Annotated in this window: 15 protein-coding genes and 1 tRNA gene; 13 read left to right on the top strand and 3 right to left on the bottom strand. The window is 73.0% G+C overall.

Annotation, left to right across the window (positions count from 1 at the left end; translation table 11 throughout):
- The first annotated feature begins 2 nt into the window (after positions 1 to 2).
- The 9 genes from galU (at position 3) to ACIRYZ_RS15510 (ending at position 8,625) form a co-directional block, all read left to right on the top strand.
- Complete coding sequence (galU, locus tag ACIRYZ_RS15550; protein ID WP_393027080.1) at positions 3 to 923, top strand: UTP--glucose-1-phosphate uridylyltransferase GalU; 921 nt, start codon at positions 3 to 5, stop codon at positions 921 to 923.
- 26 nt (positions 924 to 949) lie between these two features.
- A complete protein-coding gene (gene glp / locus ACIRYZ_RS15545) occupies positions 950 to 2,287 on the top strand; it encodes a gephyrin-like molybdotransferase Glp (protein ID WP_402944095.1) in 1,338 nt (445 codons plus the stop codon).
- 227 nt (positions 2,288 to 2,514) lie between these two features.
- Positions 2,515 to 2,955, top strand: a complete 441-nt coding sequence (moaC, locus tag ACIRYZ_RS15540; RefSeq protein WP_387615223.1) for a cyclic pyranopterin monophosphate synthase MoaC — start codon at positions 2,515 to 2,517, stop codon at positions 2,953 to 2,955.
- Entirely contained in the window at positions 2,952 to 3,470 is a 519-nt protein-coding gene (locus ACIRYZ_RS15535; protein WP_402944093.1) for a molybdenum cofactor biosynthesis protein B, read from the top strand. Before moaC ends, ACIRYZ_RS15535 begins: the two co-directional genes overlap by 4 nt.
- Positions 3,471 to 3,484: 14 nt before the next feature.
- The gene (locus tag ACIRYZ_RS15530) at positions 3,485 to 4,093 is read left to right on the top strand and encodes a GNAT family N-acetyltransferase (protein WP_402944091.1); all 609 of its coding nucleotides are present in this window, start codon (positions 3,485 to 3,487) and stop codon (positions 4,091 to 4,093) included.
- Positions 4,094 to 4,243: 150 nt separating this feature from the next.
- Complete coding sequence (locus tag ACIRYZ_RS15525; RefSeq protein WP_402944089.1) at positions 4,244 to 5,257, top strand: hypothetical protein; 1,014 nt, start codon at positions 4,244 to 4,246, stop codon at positions 5,255 to 5,257.
- Between the two features lie 70 nt (positions 5,258 to 5,327).
- A tRNA-Ala gene (locus ACIRYZ_RS15520) sits at positions 5,328 to 5,401 on the top strand.
- A 245-nt stretch (positions 5,402 to 5,646) separates the two neighbouring features.
- Positions 5,647 to 6,990 (top strand): glycosyltransferase 87 family protein, encoded by a 1,344-nt coding sequence (locus ACIRYZ_RS15515; RefSeq protein WP_402944087.1) that lies wholly within the window; start codon positions 5,647 to 5,649, stop codon positions 6,988 to 6,990.
- Between the two features lie 15 nt (positions 6,991 to 7,005).
- Positions 7,006 to 8,625, top strand: a complete 1,620-nt coding sequence (locus ACIRYZ_RS15510) for a DUF2079 domain-containing protein (protein WP_402944085.1) — start codon at positions 7,006 to 7,008, stop codon at positions 8,623 to 8,625.
- Between the two features lie 8 nt (positions 8,626 to 8,633).
- On the opposite strand, the gene ACIRYZ_RS15505 is transcribed toward ACIRYZ_RS15510, so the two are convergent.
- From ACIRYZ_RS15505 to ACIRYZ_RS15495, 3 genes are all read right to left on the bottom strand, one after another.
- Complete coding sequence (locus ACIRYZ_RS15505) at positions 8,634 to 9,074, bottom strand: universal stress protein (protein WP_402944084.1); 441 nt, start codon at positions 9,072 to 9,074, stop codon at positions 8,634 to 8,636.
- A gap of 83 nt (positions 9,075 to 9,157) precedes the next feature.
- Positions 9,158 to 10,021: a peptidase gene (locus ACIRYZ_RS15500; RefSeq protein WP_402944082.1), complete on the bottom strand. Its 864-nt coding sequence runs from the start codon at positions 10,019 to 10,021 to the stop codon at positions 9,158 to 9,160.
- Positions 10,022 to 10,023: 2 nt separating this feature from the next.
- The gene (locus ACIRYZ_RS15495; RefSeq protein ID WP_402944080.1) at positions 10,024 to 11,346 is read right to left on the bottom strand and encodes a VWA domain-containing protein; all 1,323 of its coding nucleotides are present in this window, start codon (positions 11,344 to 11,346) and stop codon (positions 10,024 to 10,026) included.
- A 309-nt stretch (positions 11,347 to 11,655) separates the two neighbouring features.
- Between ACIRYZ_RS15495 and ACIRYZ_RS15490 the strand changes: the two genes are divergently transcribed.
- The 4 genes from ACIRYZ_RS15490 (at position 11,656) to ACIRYZ_RS15475 (ending at position 17,860) form a co-directional block, all read left to right on the top strand.
- Complete coding sequence (locus ACIRYZ_RS15490; protein ID WP_402944078.1) at positions 11,656 to 13,026, top strand: FtsW/RodA/SpoVE family cell cycle protein; 1,371 nt, start codon at positions 11,656 to 11,658, stop codon at positions 13,024 to 13,026.
- A gap of 37 nt (positions 13,027 to 13,063) precedes the next feature.
- Positions 13,064 to 14,572: a penicillin-binding transpeptidase domain-containing protein gene (locus ACIRYZ_RS15485; RefSeq protein WP_402944076.1), complete on the top strand. Its 1,509-nt coding sequence runs from the start codon at positions 13,064 to 13,066 to the stop codon at positions 14,570 to 14,572.
- Positions 14,573 to 14,819: 247 nt separating this feature from the next.
- A complete protein-coding gene (locus tag ACIRYZ_RS15480) occupies positions 14,820 to 16,307 on the top strand; it encodes an amino acid permease (RefSeq protein ID WP_402944074.1) in 1,488 nt (495 codons plus the stop codon).
- A 128-nt stretch (positions 16,308 to 16,435) separates the two neighbouring features.
- Positions 16,436 to 17,860 (top strand): glycosyltransferase 87 family protein, encoded by a 1,425-nt coding sequence (locus tag ACIRYZ_RS15475; RefSeq protein ID WP_402944072.1) that lies wholly within the window; start codon positions 16,436 to 16,438, stop codon positions 17,858 to 17,860.
- The last annotated feature ends 163 nt before the right edge of the window (positions 17,861 to 18,023 follow it).

The following is an 18,023-nucleotide window of genomic DNA, read 5'->3' as shown; positions in this document are numbered from 1 at the left end:
GCATGACGACGACCACCTCCCGCATTCCGGTAACCAAGGCCGTGGTACCCGCAGCCGGACTGGGCACCCGCTTCCTCCCGGCGACCAAGGCCACCCCGAAGGAGATGCTGCCCGTCGTCGACAAGCCGGCGATCCAGTACGTCGTGGAGGAGGCCTCCGCGGCCGGCCTGTCCGACATACTGATGGTCACCGGCCGCAACAAGCGCGCGCTGGAGGACCACTTCGACCGCGCGTACGAGCTGGAGGAGCTCCTCGTCCGCAAGGGCGACGAGGACCGCCTGCGCCGGGTACGCGAGTCCGTCGAGCTGGCCAACATGCACTACGTCCGCCAGGGCGACCCCAAGGGCCTCGGCCATGCCGTCTCGGTCGCCGAGCAGCACGTCGCCGGCCAGCCCTTCGCCGTCCTGCTCGGCGATGACCTGATCGACCCGCGCGACCCGCTGCTCGCCCGCATGATCGAGGTCCAGCAGGAACTCGGCGGCTCGGTCGTCGCCCTCATGGAGGTCGACCCCTCCCAGATCCACCTGTACGGCTGCGCCGCCGTCAAGGCCAACGGCTTCGGCGAGGACGTCTTCCAGGTGACCGACCTGATCGAGAAGCCCGAGCCCGGCGAGGCCCCGTCCAACTACGCCGTCATCGGCCGCTACGTCCTCGACCCGCTGGTCTTCGACGTGCTGCGCGAGACCCCGCCCGGCCGCGGCGGCGAGATCCAGCTCACCGACGCCCTGCGCGAGCTGACCACCCGCGAGGCCGCGGACGGCGGCCAGGTGCACGGCGTGCTCTTCAAGGGCCGCCGCTACGACACCGGCGACCGCGCCGACTACCTGCGCGCTATCGTCCGTCTGGCCGCCGAGCGCGAGGACCTGGGCCCGGAGTTCCGCTCCTGGCTCCGGGAGTTCGTCGGCTCCGAGATGCAGGACTGACACCGCGACCAGAGAGCGAGCCGCCGATGACCGGGTCCACGGAGCACAGCACCACCCCCGCAGCCTGCTGCGACGGGTCCGCGGACCGGGCACCGGCGGCTCCTCGCTTCTGGACGGTGGACGAACACCTCGCCGACGTGCTCGCCGCGGTCGGCCCGCTGCCCGCGATCGAGCTCCAGCTGCTCGACGCCCGGGGCTGCCGGCTCGACGAGGACGTGGTCGCTGGCGGTGACCTGCCGCCCTTCGACAACAGCTCGATGGACGGCTACGCGGTCCGCACCACCGACACCGAGCGCGCCACCGCCACCTACCCGTCGGTGCTCCAGGTGGTCGGCGACATCGCCGCCGGCACGGGTGAACTGCCCAAGGTCGGCCCCGGCCAGGCCGCCCGGATCATGACCGGCGCCCCCGTGCCGCCCGGCGCCCAGGCCGTCGCCCCGGTCGAGTGGACCGACGGCGGCACCGGCACCGGGGTCGCCGCCGCCGCGATGACCGCGCCGGTCGCCGACGAGGAGGTCCGGGTGCTGCGCCCGGTCGCCGAGGGCGCGCACATCCGCCGCCGCGGCAGCGACATCGCGGCCGGCACCACCGTCCTGGAGGCCGGCACCCGGCTCGGCCCCACCCAGCTCGGCCTGCTCGCCGCGATCGGCCGGGCCACCGTGAAGGTCCGCCCGCGCCCCCGGGTGGTGGTGCTCTCCACCGGCAGCGAGCTGGTCCAGCCCGGCGAGCCGGTCGGGCCCGGGCAGATCGCCGACTCCAACAGCTTCACCCTCACCGCAGCCGCCCAGGAGGCCGGTGCCATCGCCTACCGGGTCGGCGCCGTCCCGGACGACGCCGACCGGCTGCGCGCCGTCCTGGAGGACCAGCTCGGCCGGGCCGACCTGATCGTCACCAGCGGCGGGGTCAGCGTCGGCGCGTACGACGTGGTCAAGGAGGTCTTCGAGTCCTACGGCGGGGTCGACTTCCGCAAGCTGCGGATGCAGCCCGGCAAGCCGCAGGGCTTCGGCCGGATCGGCGGCGCTGCCGGGGTGCCGCTGCTCGCCCTGCCCGGCAACCCGGTGAGCGCCTACATCTCCTTCGAGCTCTTCGTCCGCCCGGTCATCCGTACCATGCTCGGCGCCGCCGACATCCACCGCCCGGTGGTGCGCGCGCTCTGCCCGACCGCGCTGCGCTCCCCGGCCGGCCGCCGGCAGTTCCTGCGCGGCCGCCACTCGGCGGCGGACGGCACCGTCGAGCCGGTGGGCGGCGCCGACTCGCACCTGGTCGGTGCGCTGGCCCGGGCGAACTGCCTGATCACCGTCCCCGAGGACGTCGCCGAACTGCCGGCCGGCAGCGAGGTCGACGTGGTGTTGCTGGACTCCTGAGACCGCCCCGAGCCGAAGGCCCGCCCCGGGCGATTCCCCGCCCCGGAGGCGAGCGGGCGAGTCACAGCGAGCGGGCGACTAACACCGCGGGCGAGTGGCTGTAACCCCGCGGCCGGGGGAGGAGTACGGTAGCGCGGTATTCGATCTGCGCGCCCCTGGAGTGACCCGTGACGACACCGAGCCCCGGCGACCGCCTCACCCACGTCGACGAGCAGGGCGCGGCCCGGATGGTCGACGTCTCCGAGAAGGCCACCACCGCGCGCACCGCAGTGGCGGCCGGGCGGGTCAGGGTCTCCCCGAAGGTGGTCGAGCTGCTGCGCGGCGAGGGCGTGCCCAAGGGCGACGCCCTCGCGGTGGCCCGGATCGCCGGGATCATGGGCGCCAAGAAGACCCCTGACCTGATCCCGCTCTGCCACCCGATCGCGGTCTCCGGGGTCAAGGTCGACCTCGCCGTCGCGGACGACGCGGTCGAGATCACCGCCACCGTGAAGACCGCCGACCGCACCGGCGTCGAGATGGAGGCGCTGACCTCGGTGACGGTGGCCGCGCTGACCGTGATCGACATGGTCAAGGCGGTGGACAAGGGCGCCAGCATCGAGTCCGTCCGGGTGCTCAGCAAGACCGGCGGCAAGAGCGGCGACTGGTTCGCGCCGGAGGTGTCGGCATGAGTGAGTCGGCCGGGAAGGCTTTGGCCGTCACCGTCTCCAACCGCGCCTCGGCCGGGGTCTACGAGGACAAGGGCGGCCCGCTGCTGGTGGCCGGCCTGACCGCCATGGGCTTCACCGTGGACGGCCCCCGGGTCGTCCCGGACGGCGAGCCGGTGGAGACCGTCCTGCGCGGGGCCGTCGCCGCCGGCTACGACGTGGTGCTGACCACCGGCGGCACCGGCATCTCGCCGATGGACCTCACCCCCGAGATGACCGCCCGGGTGATCGACCGGCAGATCCCCGGGATCGCCGAGGCCATCCGCGCGTACGGGCGCGACAAGGTGCCGACCGCGGCGCTCTCCCGCGGTCTGGCCGGGCTCGCCGGACGCACCCTGATCGTCAACCTGCCGGGCTCGACCGGCGGCGTCAAGGACGGTCTGGCCGTCCTGGAGCCGCTGCTCGCCCACGCGGTCGACCAGCTCGGCGGCGGGGACCACCCCCGGCCCGGGGCACCGGCTTCCGGGAGAGCGCACTGAACGCCGGCTGGCCGGTGGAGCTCCACGAGGGGGAGGTCACGCTGCGTCCGATCCGGGCGCGTGACCAGCGCGAGTGGCAGGAGGTGAGCCGCCGCAACCGCGACTGGCTGCGGCGCTGGGAGGCCACCGTGCCGCCCGGCCCGGCGGGCCGGGCGGCGGGCCCCCGCCCGACGTACCGGCAGATGGTCCGCTTCCTGCGGCACGAGGCCTCGGCCGGCCGGATGCTGCCCTTCGTGGTGCTCTACAAGGGCCAGCTGGTCGGGCAGTTGACCGTCGGCGGGATCACCTGGGGCTCGATGTGCTCGGCCAATGTCGGGTACTGGATCGACGAGGCGGTGGCCGGTCGGGGCATCATGCCGACCGCCGTGGCGCTTTCGGTGAACTACTGCTTCCACACGCTCGGACTGCACCGGATGGAGGTCTGCATCCGCCCGGAGAACAGCCCGAGCCGACGGGTGGTGGAAAAGCTCGGCTTCCGCTCGGAGGGAATCCGCCCGCGCTATCTCCACATCGACGGCGACTGGCGGGACCACTTGGTCTACGCCCTGACCGCCGACGAGGTCCCGGAAGGGATGCTGGAGCGGTGGCGGGCGATCAGTTCCGGGCATGAGGCAGGTAATTGAATATATGTTCGAAAGAAATATCGATATGGCATCGGCTCGGTGGCGGACCGTCACAAATGCCGGCAAAATAGTCGGAGAATCAGCTTGATCACACGACACGCCGCACCAAATTGCTGCCAGGCCTTCCCCGGCGCCCGTACGGTGTGAATCGTGAGCAGTAGCGGCCTTATCTACGCCGTCATCGTAGGGGCCTGGGCCGCCTATCTGGTGCCGATGTGGCTCCGCAGGCAGGACGAACTCAACGAGGCGCGCCCGACGGAACGCTTCAGCACCGCCATCCGCCTGCTGGCCGGGCGTTCGGCACTGGAGCGGCGGGCAGCCCGGGCCCTGGGTGACGAACCGCGTGACGACGAGCACAGCAACGACGGTCCTCCCGAACGGGACGAGGCCGCCTCCGACGACCCCGCCGGGCGGGAGCCCGAGCCTCCGGCCGAACCCTGTGTCGAGCGCCCGGTCGAACGCCCGGCCCCCGCGGGGCCGACCGGGGCCGAGCGGCGGGCGCGGCTGCTGGCCCGCCGGCGCCGGATGGTCACCGCCCTCTTCCTCGCCTTCGCGCTCGGCGCCGTGGTCGCGGCGGTGGCCGGACTGACCTTCCTCTGGGTCCCGGCGATCCCGGGGGCCCTCCTCACCCTCTACATCGGCCACCTGCGCAAGCTGGAGCGCCAGCGGTACGAGGTGAAGCTGGACCGCGCCCGGGCCGTCCAGGCGGCCGAGCAGCTGCGCCGGCGCGAGCGGCAGCGGGCCGAGGCCCCGGTGGTCGAGCAGGCCACCGTCGAGGCCCCCGTCGACGCGGAGCCGGCCCCGGCCGCGCCCGCCGAGCGCCGGCCCGGCCGCCGTCCGCACCTGCGGCTGGCCGCCGACCCCGAGGAGGCCACCGTCTTGGTGTCCGCCTCCGCGGTGGCCGAGGCGACCGAGCACGAGGAGTGGGTCGACGGCATGCGCGAGCGCGGTGCGGCCGGCCCGGACTCCTGGGAGCCGGTGCCCGTCCCGCTGCCGACCTACGTCACCGCGCCGGTCGCCCCCCGGGTCTCCCGCGGCCTCGACCTGTCGGCCCCTGGCACCTGGTCCGCCGGGCGCCCGACCGAGTCCCGCAGCACCCCGCTGTTCGACCAGTACGCCGAGGCCCCCGCCCCGGAGGCCCGCCCCCGCGCCGCCAACGAATGACCGTGGCCACCCTCCGACCAGGGGGGTGGTCACGGACCCCCTCCGAAAGGTGCTAGAGTTTCTTCTCGTTGGGGCTGTGGCGCAGTCCGGTAGCGCACCTCGTTCGCATCGAGGGGGTCAGGGGTTCGAATCCCCTCAGCTCCACCCAACGGATCGACTCCGGTCGGTCCAGCAAATCCCGCCGGGAGTCAACTCCCGGCGGGATTTCGCGTTTTGCGGCTCCGGTCGTGACTCCCGGGCCGACCGGAGCGACTGCTGTGGTCGAGGTCACAGCCCTCTCGCGGGGCGGATTCTGACGCCGTTTGGGTCTCAGAAGGGTCGGTTATGGTGGTTGGGCCCAGACGCTGACGAGGGAACGATCTGGTCTATCTCAACGGGGTGCCATCGCGGTGCGCGAGTTCGGTCTGAAGCGGTGGACGCGACAAGCGGAGCCGGAGGAGCCCGAAGGCGGCCCGGCAACCGGAAGACCGAATTCCTGGACCATCGCGGCGGCCTGCGCGGCGGCGGTGTCGTTGGCGGCCTTCGTCCTGGTGCGGCACCTGCACGGGGCGACCATGGTCGACATGCTGGTCTACCGGGCCGAGGGCCAGGCCGTGGTGAACGGCCAGGACCTCTACGCGATGCGGCTGCCCGGCTGGGACCTCCCGGCCACCTACCCACCGTTCGCCGCGATGCTGTTCGTCCCGAGCACCTGGTTCGACGTGAGCACCCTGCGCGTCCTGGTGATGCTCCTCAACTGCGCGCTGCTCGCCGGGGCCGTCCACCTCTCCCTCCGGCTGGCCGGCTGGCCCGAGCGCGCCCGCCCGGCCGCCGTGATCCTCGCGACCGGCCTCGGCGTCTGGCTGGAGCCGGTGTTCACCACCTTCCAGTACGGCCAGGTCAACCTGGGCATCCTCTGCCTGGTGCTGTGGGACCTGACCCGCCCGGACCGCAGCCGGTTCAAGGGCGTGGGCATCGGCCTGGCCACCGCCATCAAGATCACCCCGGGCCTGTTCGCCGTCTACCTGCTCCTGACCGGCCGGGTCAGGGCCGGCCTGGTCTCGATCGCCACCTTCCTGGGCGCCGGCCTGATCGGCTGGCTCGCGCTGCCGGACGCCTCGTACGGGTTCTGGAGCACCTACCTCTGGGACCCGAGCCGGGTGGGCGTCACCGTGCTGGTGGACAACCAGTCGCTGCGCGGGGCCGTCTGCCGGCTCCTCGACGTCAACGACCCCGGCCTGGTCGGGCTGATCGCCTCCGCGCTGGTCGGCGCGCTCGGGCTCGGAGTGGCGGTGCTCGCCGGGCGCTCCGCCCGGGTGCTGCGCCGGGCCGACGCCTGGGGCGCCGTCTGCGCCGCCTTCACGGCGCTGCTGGTCTCGCCGATCAGCTGGACCCACCACTGGGTCTGGTGCGTCCCGCTGATCGCCCTGCTGGTGGTGGAGGCCAGGACCAGGGCGCGGCAGGCGCTGCTCGCCGTGACGCTGGTGGTGTTCCTCTCCCACGTGATGTGGACGGTGCCGCACCGCTGGGGCCGCGGCGTCGCCTGGTACTGGCAGCTGCCCGGCTCGATCTACCCGCCGCTCGGCATCGCCGTGCTGGCCGTCGTCGGCCTGCGGCTGTACCGCGCCCGGCGCCCGGCCGTCGAAGCCTCGGCCGGTGCCTGGGCGCTGCTGGCCACCAAGCTTGACCATGAGCCCGACCATGAGCCTGGGCACGACCCCGACCGTGACCCCGCCCTGACCAACCGGACCTGACGGATCAGAGTCGACGTGACCACCCAGACCGCAACCCCGTCGCCGCCCCGGGCCGCCGTACCGGCCGTCCGCCGGGCGGCAGCCGTCCTGGGCTCGCCGGCCCGCCGTACCGTGCTGCTCGGCGTGCTGTGCTTCGCGGTGACGTGCGCCGTCGGCCTGCAGGGCTGGGCCTCCGTCTCGCTCGGCGGCTTCGACCTCGGCATTTTCGACCAGGGCGTGCGCGGCTACGCCCACTTCGGGCTGCCGGTCTCGACGCTGAAGAGCTACCACCACGAGTTCCCGCCCGGGTTCTCGCTGCTGGGCGACCACTTCTCCCCGGTGCTGGCGCTGCTCGCGCCGCTGTACTGGATCTGGGACGGCCCGCGCTCGCTGATCATCGGGCAGGCGCTGCTGTTCGCGCTCGGGGTGCCGCTGATCCGACGCATCGCCGCGCACTGCTTCGCTGCCGCCGAGCCGCGCACCGCCCGCCGGGCCGCCGACCTGGCCGGGCTGGTCTACGCGCTCGGCTGGCCGCTGCTGGTCGCCGCCCGGGTCGGCTTCCACGAGGTGGCGTTCGCCGTCCCGCTGACCCTGCTCATGCTGGAGCGGGGCCTGGCCCGCCGGTACGCCGCAGTGGTGCTCGCCGCGGTGCTGCTGTGCTGCACCAAGGAGGACCTCGGCCTGATGGTCGGCGCGTACGGCCTGGTGCTGCTGCTGCGCACCCGCCGTACCGGGGACCGCGCCGGGCGCTTCACCGGGATCGGGCTGCTGCTGGGCGGGCCGGTCGCCTCGGCGGTGGCGATCAAGTGGCTGATCCCGGCGATGGGCGGGGAGCCGGGCTACTACTGGAACTACACGACGCTCGGCAACGACGGCGGCGACGCCGTGAAGCACCTGCTGCACAACCCGTTCCTGCTGGTGCAGACCGCCTTCGACCAGCCGCTCAAGCCGCTGCTGCTGCTCTGGCTGTTCGGCACGATGTTCCTGCTGCCGCTGCGCTCGGCCACCACGCTGTGCGCCCTGCCGCTGCTGGCCGAGCGGATCCTCTCCAGCAACCCCAACCACTGGTCGATCGCCCGGCACTACGACTCGATGCTCTGGCCGATCCTGCTGACCGCCGCGATCGAGGTGCTGGGCCGGCTGAGCGCCGCCGAGCGGCCCGAGCCCACCCGTCGGCGGGCCCGGCTGCTGGGCCTGGGCACGGCTGGGGTGGCGCTGGTGGCGGCCGTGCCGATCGGACTGCTGCAGCTGGCGGTGCCGTCCTCCTGGGAGCCCAAGGCGAGCGAGGCCGCGCTGGTCCGGGCGGCCGCGCTGATCCCGGACGGGGCCTCGGTGGAGGCGGACAACCAGATCGCACCGCGGCTGACCGCGCGGGCGGACGTGGTGCTGGTGGACGGGACGCCGCGCGGGCGCGAGTACGTGCTCACCCGTTCCGACAAGCGCTCCTTCCCGTTCAAGACCGACAAGGAGCAGGCCGACCGGATCCAGCTGCTGCTGGCACACGGCTACCGGCAGCTCTGGGCCGAGGACGGGGTGGTGCTGCTGCACCGGGAGGGCAGTGAGCCGGTGCCCGGCGAGCACGTGCCCGGGCCGGGCAGCAAGCCGGTCCAGGACGAGGTGCCGTCCGACGTGGGGCACAACCTGTTCAAGGGCTGACGGCCGCCTCAGGGCTCCCGGACGATGACCACCGGGCAGGGCGCGTGGTGCAGGCAGTACTGGGCGACGGTGCCGAGCGGGGCGTCCGGCGGGGTGGAGTGGCCGCGGTTGCCGAGGACGAGCAGGTCGGCGCCGACCGCGGCGGCCACCAGGGCGGGGCCGGGCGGCCCGGCCTTGAGGTGGCGGCGCAGGGGGACGGCGAGGTCGGCGGCCGCCGTGGCGAGGCCGGCCGTCTCGGCGAGGATGGCGGCCGCCCGCCGCTCCGCGCCGAAGCCGTCCAGGGCGGGCGGGACGAGGCCGTGCTCGCCGTAGAGGCAGGGGAAGTCCCAGACGGCCACCGCCTCCAGCGGGCCGCCGGTGAGGCCGGCCAGGCGGGCCGCCCAGCGGACGGCCGCGCGGGCGGGCGCGGAGCCGTCCACACCGACCACGATCCGGCCGTGGGGCTGCATGCTTCGAGCCTAGACGCGCCGGAGGGCCGGCCGGAACGGTGTCCGGCCGGCCCTCTCGTACTCGGGGCTACGGCGCTACGGCGCTACGGGCGGTCGGCGTAGGAGCCGTGCTGGTGCGAGCCCTGGGGCGGGACGGCGCCGTAGTGGCCGGGACGCCGGCCGCGCGGGTGCCGGGTCAGCTTGTAGCCGAGGACACCGGCGAGGGCGGCCAGGAAGCCGCCGCCGATGGTCCAGTACCAGCGGCTGTTCCAGCCGGAGAACCAGCCGGTGTACCAGTGCTCCTTCTGGGCCACCGGGGCCGCCGCCTTGGCCGTGCTCGCGCCGCCGCCGACCGGCGGGACCAGCGGGGCCTTGAGCTCGCCGCCCTCCGGCTGGGCGTTGTCGGCGTTGCCCTTGGCGCTGACGTGCAGCTGGGCGCCGGCGGGCAGGCCGAGGTCGGGCTGGGGGACGTCGGTGACCGAGAGCCGGACGTAGTAGGTGCCGGGCAGCGGGTCGCCGGACCACGGCTCGGCCCAGGTGCGGACCTCGCGCAGGGTGCAGTTGAGCGTCAGGGAGGTGGCGCTCTGGTCGCCGGTGGCGTTCTGGGTGCCGGCGGTGCAGGCCTGGCGGCGGCGCAGCCCGTCGAAGACCTCGACGGTCCAGGTCTGCGGGCCGTGCCGGTCGGCCGAGGGGGCCAGGTTGACGGTCAGGCTGACCGTCGGGGTCTGGCCCTCGGAGGCGCCGAACGCCCAGTACAGGTAGTCGCCGGTGGAGGCGGCGACGTTGGCGTCCTGGCCGGGGGAGAGGTTGACGGCGGTCAGGAAGGAGGTGCCGGCCTTGGTGGCCGGGGCCGGGGTGCCGCCGGCGCTCGCCGTGGGCGAGGGCGCGGCGGAGGCGGCCGGGGCGCCCAGCGCGAGGGCGGGCAGCAGGGCGAGGGCGGCGAGGGCGCCGCGGATCGTCGTACGCATGGTCAGTTCTCCCGCCAGACGGCGATGCGCCAGCGTGCGATCCAGCCGGAGACCAGGCCGAAGACCAGGCCGGACAGGGTGAGGGTGAGCAGCAGGATCCAGCCGCGGCCGAGGCCCATCGCGGCGCCCTCGGGGGCGGGCGAGGCGGAGGCGAGGTCCACGGTCAGCTCCACCGGCATGCCGGGGTCGGTGTGCACGCCGGCCTGCGGGGCCAGCGAGTTGCTGACGACCAGGCAGACGGTGGTGTCCGGCTTGTCCTTGGCCGAGGAGGTCGGGCTCGTCGTGACGTAGCCCTTGGAGTCGTTGGTGGACCAGCGCAGACCGGTGGAGATCACGTCGGTGCGGGTGCTGCCGGCGTCGGTGCCGCGGACGAGTTCCTGGCCGGCGGTGCTGGTGGCCTGGAGCAGGACGCCGTAGTCGCGGTTCACCGCGCGGTCGAGCGCCACGCTGACCGAGGCGCGCAGCTCCTGGCCGGCCTTGACCGGGACCTTGTAGACGCGGTGCTCGGAGAACTTCTCGCGGTCGCTGTAGACGCCGGGGGTGAGCACCGGGGCGCTCTCGCACTTGTCGGTGCCGCTGGTCTGGACCGGGTTGACGGTGTACGTGTCGTCGTTGCGGTCGATCAGCTGCTTCACCTTGCCGGTGAGCTGCTCCGGGGTGCGGACGTCGGTGTAGGTGCCGCCGGTCGCGTTGGCGATGCAGAGCAGCTGCTGGCGGGTCTTGTCGTCGTGCGCCAGGCCGAGGGTGTCGACCACCAGGTGGACGCCCTGGGCGGCGAGTTCACGGGCCACGTCGCACGGGTCCGGCGGGGCGCAGTCGTCCTCGCCGTCGGTGATCAGGACGATCCGGCGGGTGGCGTCGCCCTTGCCGAGGTCCTGGGCCGCGCCGCGCAGGGCCAGGCCGATCGGGGTCCAGCCGGTGGGGCGCAGGGTGGCGACCGCGGTCTTGGCCTCGACCTTGTTGGTCTTGCCGACCGGGAAGAGCTGCTTGGTGTCCTGGCAGCCGACGGTCTTGTCGTTGCCGGGGTAGGTGGCGCCGAGGGTGCGGATGCCGAACTCGGCCTCCGCGGGAAGGGCGTCGATCACCTCGTCGATCGAGTTCTGGGCCACCGAGATTCGACTCTTGCCCTGGATGTCGGCGGTGTTCATGGAGCCGCTGACATCCAGGATCAGGTCGACCTTGGGGTTCTCCTTGGGCGCGGATGAGGCGCCGGCTGATGGTTCGTCGGCATGGGCGGGCAGGCCGAGGAGCAGCGAGGCGCCCGTTATCGCCAGGGCGGCCAGCAGGCTGCCGAGCCTGGTCTTCGGTCGTCGTCCGGTAGTCACGCGCCAGATCCTAGGGATCATCAGTTCGTCAAGGCCAAACGGGACCGGACGGTGTACCTGCCCATCCGGGTGTGAACTCCGGCGCGTGGAGAGCGGATTACCGGGCGCTGGGCTCGCGCCGGTCCCGTCGGGGACGGGTGGCCCTGCGACAATGGCGGACACACCGCAATGAATAACCAATACATATGGATAGTGATCGTTAGGGTGACGAATCGGACCATGGGCGCCGCCGTACCGGCACCCGGTCCCGGTCGGCTCCTTCGACTCCCCGCCTCCCCCTCAGGACGGTCCGTGGCGACACCCTCCGCCGTGACGAGATCCGCCGCCGGGCCCGCCCGGCCGGTGCCGACCAGGCGCACCACCGAGCTGGTGCTGGTGCTGGCCGCCGTCCTGATCGCCGTGTTCGGCTACATCGAGGTCGGCGTCAACCTGGACGGCACGGTGCCGGCCGACGCGGCCCAGTACGGCGCCGCGCTGGGCGTGCCGGCGCTGGCGGCGCACGCCGTCGTCCGGTGGCGGGCCCGGTACGCGGACCCGCTGCTGCTGCCGATCGCCGTGCTGCTCAACGGGATCGGGCTGGTGGTGATCTACCGCCTCGACCGGGTCACCCCGGGACGGGCCGCCGCCTCCACCCAGCTGCTCTGGTCGGGCCTGGGGGTGGCGCTGTTCATCGGCGTGGTGCTGCTGGTGCGCGACCACCGGCGGCTGCAGCGCTACGCCTACCTCGGGGCGCTGGTGGCGCTGGTCCTGATGGTGCTGCCGATCTTCTTCCCGCCGGTGTACGGCTCGCGGATCTGGATCGTGATCGGGCCGCTCTCCTTCCAGCCGGGGGAGTTCGCCAAGATCCTGCTGGCCGTCTTCTTCGCCGCCTACCTGGCGGTGCACCGGGACGCGCTGGCGCTCACCGGCCGCCGGGTCTGGCGCTGGCAGCTGCCGCGCGGGCGGGTGCTCGGGCCGGTGCTGATGATCTGGGTGGCCTTCGTCGGCGTGCTGGTACTGGAGACCGACCTCGGCACCTCGTTGCTGTTCTTCGGCCTGTTCGTGGTGATGCTCTACGTGGCCACCGCGCGCACCGGCTGGATCGCGATCGGGCTGGGCCTGGCGGCGGTCGGCGCGGTGACGGTGGGCTGGCTCTCGCCGCACGTGCACAGCCGGGTGACGGACTGGCTGGACCCGCTGGGCTCGATCGCGGCGGGCAAGGGGGCCAACCAGATCGCCCAGTCGCTGTTCGCCTTCGCCTGGGGCGGCGAACTGGGCGCCGGGCTGGGCAGAGGGCACTCGGTGCTGATCGGCTTCGCCGCCAAGTCGGACTTCATCCTCGCCACCGTCGGCGAGGAACTCGGTCTGACCGGGCTGATCGCGGTGTTCCTGCTGTACGCGGTGCTGATCTCGCGCGGGTTCCGGACCGGCATCGCGCTGCGCGACCCGTTCGGGCGGCTGCTGGCGATCGGGCTGGCGGCGATCGTCGGGCTGCAGGTGTTCGTGGTGGCGGGCGGGGTGCTGGCGCTGATCCCGCTGACCGGGATGACCATGCCGTTCATCGCCCAGGGCGGCTCCTCGGTGGTGACCAACTGGATCATCGTCGCGCTGCTCGTCCGGATGAGCGAGGGCAGTGAGCGGATCAAGGCCGGGCGGCGTGGTCGCGAAGCGGCTTCCGGGCGAAGCGAGCCGGACGCATGAGCGACGACGCCCGGCGGCCCGCGCCGGAGGTGGGCTGATGGCGCGGGTCCGGTTGAAGGGGAACGGCCCGCAGGGGCTGCCCGGGATCTCGGTCACCGGGCGCCGTGCGGCCACCTTCTGCCTGCTGCTGGTCGCGGCGCTGTGCGTGCAGGCCACCCGGGTGCAGGTGTTCGAGGCCGAGGGCCTCAACCACAACAGCGCCAACCAGCGCCTCACCATCGAGCGCTACGCCCAGCCGCGCGGGAACATCCTGGTCGGCGCCGAGGCCGTCACCGGCTCCCAGGCCACCGGCGGTCGCTACGCGTACAAGCGCACCTACACCGACGGCCCGACCTACGCCGCCGTCACCGGCTTCGCCTCCCAGGCGTACGGCAACTCCCAGCTGGAGGGCACCGAGGACGACCTGCTGGCCGGCACCGACGGCCGGCTGACCGGCTGGTCGCTCTGGGACGCGATCGCCCGTCGGCAGAACCCCGGCGGGGACGTCCACACCACCATCGACCAGGCCGCCCAGCAGGCCGCGATGCGCGGGCTCGGCCGGCAGAAGGGCGCGGTGGCCGCGATCGAGCCGGCCACCGGGCGGATCCTGGCGCTGGCCAGCACCCCCTCCTACGACCCGGGCGACTTCGCCGGCTCCTCCGGCTCCGACCGGACGGCCTGGAACCGGCTGCAGGCCGACACCGATCAGCCGATGCTCAACCGGGCGCTGCGCCAGACCTACCCGCCGGGCTCGACCTTCAAGGTGGTCACCGCCGCGGCCGCGCTCGCGAGCGGGGTGGTCACCGACCCGAACGCGCCGACCGGGGCGCCGTTCCCGTACGTGCTGCCCGGGACGACCACGCCGCTGGTCAACGACAGCGCGGCCTGCGACCGGCCCGGCCTGTCGCTGGACGCCGCGATGACGGCCAGCTGCAACAGCGTGCTGGGCTACCTCGGGGTGCGGACCGGGTTGGCGGCGATGACGGCCACGGCCGAGGGTTTCGGCTTCAACGACCCGAAGCTGGACCTGCCGGTCCGCCCGGCCCGGTCCAACTTCGACACCGCGATGGACCAGTCGCAGCTGGCGCTCTCCTCGATCGGGCAGTTCGACACCGCGGCCACACCGCTGGTGATGGCGATGGTCGCGGCCGGGGTCGCCAACAACGGGACGGTGATGCGTCCACAGCTTGTGGACAAGCTGACCAGGAGCGACGGCACCGTGGTGCAGTTGATGAAGCCGGAGGTGTACAAGCGGGCGCTGACCCCGGCGGTGGCCGGGCAGGTGCAGGGGCTGATGACCGACGTGGTCGAGAACGGCACCGGCGGCAACGCCCGGATCGCCGGGGCGGTGGTCGGCGGCAAGACCGGCACCGCCCAGCACGGCGTGGACAACAGCGGGACGCCGTACGCCTGGTTCATCTCCTGGGCCAAGCCGGCCGGCTCGGACGCGGTGCCGCCGGTCGCGGTGGCCGTGGTCGTCGCGGAAAGTGACGCCACGGACGTCACCGGTGGCGCGCTGGCCGCGCCGATCGCTCGGTCGGTGATGCAGGCGGTGCTCGGCCGCTGACCTGGACAGGGCCACTGACCTGCTCTTTTATCCGATGTCCAGTAAATCCGGCGCGTACGAAGTGTCCGGTTTGCGATGTCTGATGCGCCGATTCGTACAATGCGCCGATCAGTATTGTTTGTTTGCGACACTGGTGTCTTCGGGGGGTACTGTCCGATGTTTGTTCGGTTGGTCCCCGGTGGCACCCCCCGGTGCCTCGGGTGACCGGCCACCAGGACACCCTCCCCCGCCCAGAAGGACCGCAGTTTTGGCCAGCAACACCCTTGGTGCGCGTCTGCTGCGACGCAAGCCCGTCTCGACCCTGATCGCGGAGAGCGAGGGCCACGGCCTTCCGGCCGGCGCACCCGAGGAGGGCGGACGCTCCGGCATCCACCTGCGCCGCTCCATCGGACTCTGGCAGCTGTCCGCGATCGGCATCGGCGCCACCATCGGCACCGGCATCTTCTTCGTGCTCAGCAGCGCGGTCCCGGCGGCCGGGCCGGCCGTCATCCTGTCCTTCGTGGTCGCCGCGGTCACCGCCGGACTCACCGCGCTCTGCTACGCCGAGATGGCCTCCGCGATCCCGGTCTCGGGCTCCTCGTACTCCTACGCCTACGCCACCCTCGGCGAGGGTGTCGCCTTCGGCGTCGGCATCTGCCTGCTCATGGAGTACGGCGTCTCCGCCTCCGCGATCGCGGTCAGCTGGGCCGAGTACCTGAACAAGTTCCTGGACCTGGCCTTCGGGTTCAAGATCCCCGAGCAGCTCTCCGGCGCCCCCGGCGGCGGGCACTGGTTCAACCTGCCGGCGCTGCTGCTGGTCGCGATGGTCTGCTTCCTGCTGGTCCGCGGCGTCAGCGAGTCCGCGAAGGTCAACGCGGCCATGGTCGGAATCAAGATCCTCATCCTGGTGATGTTCGTCGGCGTCGCGCTGACCGGCTTCCACTCCGGCAACCTGACCCCGTTCATGCCGCTCGGCATCGGCGGCGTGCAGGTCGCCGCATCCAGCATCTTCTTCTCCTTCATCGGCCTGGACGCGGTGTCCACCGCCGGTGAGGAGGTCAAGAACCCGCGCCGCACCATGCCGCTGGCGATCATCATCTCGCTGGTCGTGGTGACCCTGATCTACATCCTGGTCGCCCTCGCCGGCATCGGTGCCCAGCCGTGGACCAAGTTCAACGGCCAGGAGGCCGGGCTCGCCCAGATCATGCAGGACATCACCGGCCAGGGCTGGCCCGCGATGATCTTCGCGGTCGGCGCGATCATCTCGATCTTCAGCGTCACCCTCGTGGTGATCTACGGCCAGACCCGCATCCTGTACTCGATGGGCCGCGACGGCATGCTGCCCAAGCGCTTCGCCGAGCTCTCCCCGCGCACCGGCACCCCGATCTGGAACACCATCGTGGTCGGCGTCGGCGTGGGCGCGCTGGCGGCCTTCATCCCGCTGGACGTCCTGGCCGACATCACCAGCCTCGGGACCCTCATCGCCTTCTCGGTGGTCTCCATCGGCGTGATCGTCCTGCGCCGCACCCAGCCCGACCTGCCGCGCGGCTTCAGGGTGCCCGGCTACCCGGTCGTCCCGCTGCTCAGCGTCGGCTTCTGCATCTACCTGATCACCGGCCTGCACGCCGACACCTTCCGGGCCGGCGCGATCGCCCTCGTCGTCGCCGTGGCGGTCTACTTCGGCTACAGCATCAAGCACTCCAGGCTGGAGCGGACCGAGCAGCAGGCCGTTCCCGCCGACAGTTCGACCGGCTGACCCGGTCGTTATCCAATCGTGAAGGGCCGCCGTTCGGTACGACACCCGGCGGCCCTACGCGCGTAGCGTCCCGACCGGTACCGGACGCCATGGCGACAGGGCCCGGTCGGCACCCATAACCTTCCACCATGGTGAGCACCCGCACGCCCGGCTTCTACCGCCCGCGCGGCCGCTTCACCGGCCGCGCCAGAACGCCGGCCCAGACCGTCAGCGCCGAACGGCCGTCCAGACCCGGACGTCCCCCCAGAGGCTTCTCCGCCCGGCCCTTCCCCCGCCAGCGCGGCGAGAGCACCTTTCCGCCCACGCCCGCTCGGTGGAATCCCGCCCGGCTCGCCTCGCTGCGCTCCGTCCAGCTGCTCGGCTGTCTGATCGCGGCCGGCTGGGCCGCCGCCTTTCCGCTCGTCTCCGATCTGCCCAACCAGCGGCTGTGGGGCCTCGTCGCGGCCCCCGCCTACCTCCTGGCCGGGCTGTTCTGCCTCACGCTGCCGCGCTCCTACGCCCCCCGGACAGCCGCCGCGGTCGCCCTCGCCGGTGCCGTGTTCGCCCCGCTCGGACTGCTCGCCCTGACCGGCCGCCACCAGTCCGAGGTCATGGTGGTCGAACGTTCGGCCCACCTCCTGCTCACCACCGGCGACGCGTACCTGCCGCACCCGGTGATCGTCACCGACTACAACCCGTACCTGCCGGCGATGGCCCTGTTCGGGCTGCCGCGCCAGCTGCTCGGCAACTCCACCGCCTTCGCCCGGGTCGCCGGGGACGCCCGGATCTGGTTCGCCCTCACCTTCGTCGTCTGCCTGCTGGCGGTCTGGCGGCTGCTGCGCCCCTCCGGCCCCTCCGGCGGCGCCCCGCGCGTGCCGCTGCTGCCGCTGGCCGTCCTCACCGCCTCGCCGCTGATAGCGCTCGCCCTGGCCGTCGGCGGGGTCGACCTGCCGCTGATCGGGGTCTGCTGCCTGGCCATGGCCCTCGCCGAGCGCAACCGCACGGTCGGCGCCGGACTGGTGCTCGCCCTCGCCTGCAGCCTCAAATGGACCGCCTGGCCGGCCCTGCCGGTGGCCGTGCTGCTGCTCTGGCGGTTGTACGGGCGCCGGCCCGCCGCCCGCACCGCGCTGATCGGGGTCGGGGTGAGCGCGGCGGTGATCCTGCCGTCCGTCCTGGCCCAGCCGGACCAGCTGCGCGACCAGGTGGTGCGCTTCCCGCTCGGGATGACCGCGATCCGCACCCCGGCCGGCAGCCCGCTGCCCGGCAAGGTGCTGGCCGGCTTCGGGCCGACCGGGCACTCCATCTCGCTGGCGCTGATGACGGTCGCCCTGGTCGGGGTGGCGATCTGGCTGCTGGCCCGGCCGCCGGTCTCCGCGATCGCCGCCGCCGACCTGCTGGCCGCAGGGCTCGCGATCGCCTTCGCGCTCGCCCCGGCCGGGCGGTTCGGGTACCTGGCGCTGCCGGTCGTCCTGGTGATCTGGCCCCGGCTGGCGGCCCGGCGCTGGAGCAGCCGCCGCCCGGTTCCGCCCCGCCCGCTGCTGGACCCGCCGGAGCCTGTGCTGCCGCGACGCTGAGCTGTGACTCGCCCGCTCTGTGCTACTCGCCCGCTCGCTGTGACTCGCCCGCTCGCTGTTGCTCGCCAGCTCGCCTCCGGGGCGCTCTGATCCGGTGCCGACGGTCGGCGGGCACTGCGCCACCTCCTTCGTCGGCGGCTTGGCCCTTCTCCCTTTCGACACC

The organism is Kitasatospora sp. NPDC101155 (genome assembly GCF_044768305.1).
In the GTDB taxonomy this organism is placed as follows: domain Bacteria; phylum Actinomycetota; class Actinomycetes; order Streptomycetales; family Streptomycetaceae; genus Kitasatospora.
Note: the sequence above shows the minus strand (reverse complement) of the source record. Positions and strands in the feature narration are given on the sequence as shown.

Bases quoted from the DNA above. Each gene is read 5' to 3' on its own strand.
- moaC (WP_387615223.1), top strand. From the start codon at position 2,515: ATGGTCGACGTCTCCGAGAAGGCCACCACCGCGCGCACCGCAGTGGCG.
- ACIRYZ_RS15475 (WP_402944072.1), top strand. From the start codon at position 16,436: ATGGTGAGCACCCGCACGCCCGGCTTCTACCGCCCGCGCGGCCGCTTC.
- glp (WP_402944095.1), top strand. From the start codon at position 950: ATGACCGGGTCCACGGAGCACAGCACCACCCCCGCAGCCTGCTGCGAC.
- ACIRYZ_RS15485 (WP_402944076.1), top strand. From the start codon at position 13,064: ATGGCGCGGGTCCGGTTGAAGGGGAACGGCCCGCAGGGGCTGCCCGGG.
- ACIRYZ_RS15535 (WP_402944093.1), top strand. From the start codon at position 2,952: ATGAGTGAGTCGGCCGGGAAGGCTTTGGCCGTCACCGTCTCCAACCGC.
- ACIRYZ_RS15505 (WP_402944084.1), bottom strand. From the start codon at position 9,074: ATGCAGCCCCACGGCCGGATCGTGGTCGGTGTGGACGGCTCCGCGCCC.
- galU (WP_393027080.1), top strand. From the start codon at position 3: ATGACGACGACCACCTCCCGCATTCCGGTAACCAAGGCCGTGGTACCC.
- ACIRYZ_RS15500 (WP_402944082.1), bottom strand. From the start codon at position 10,021: ATGCGTACGACGATCCGCGGCGCCCTCGCCGCCCTCGCCCTGCTGCCC.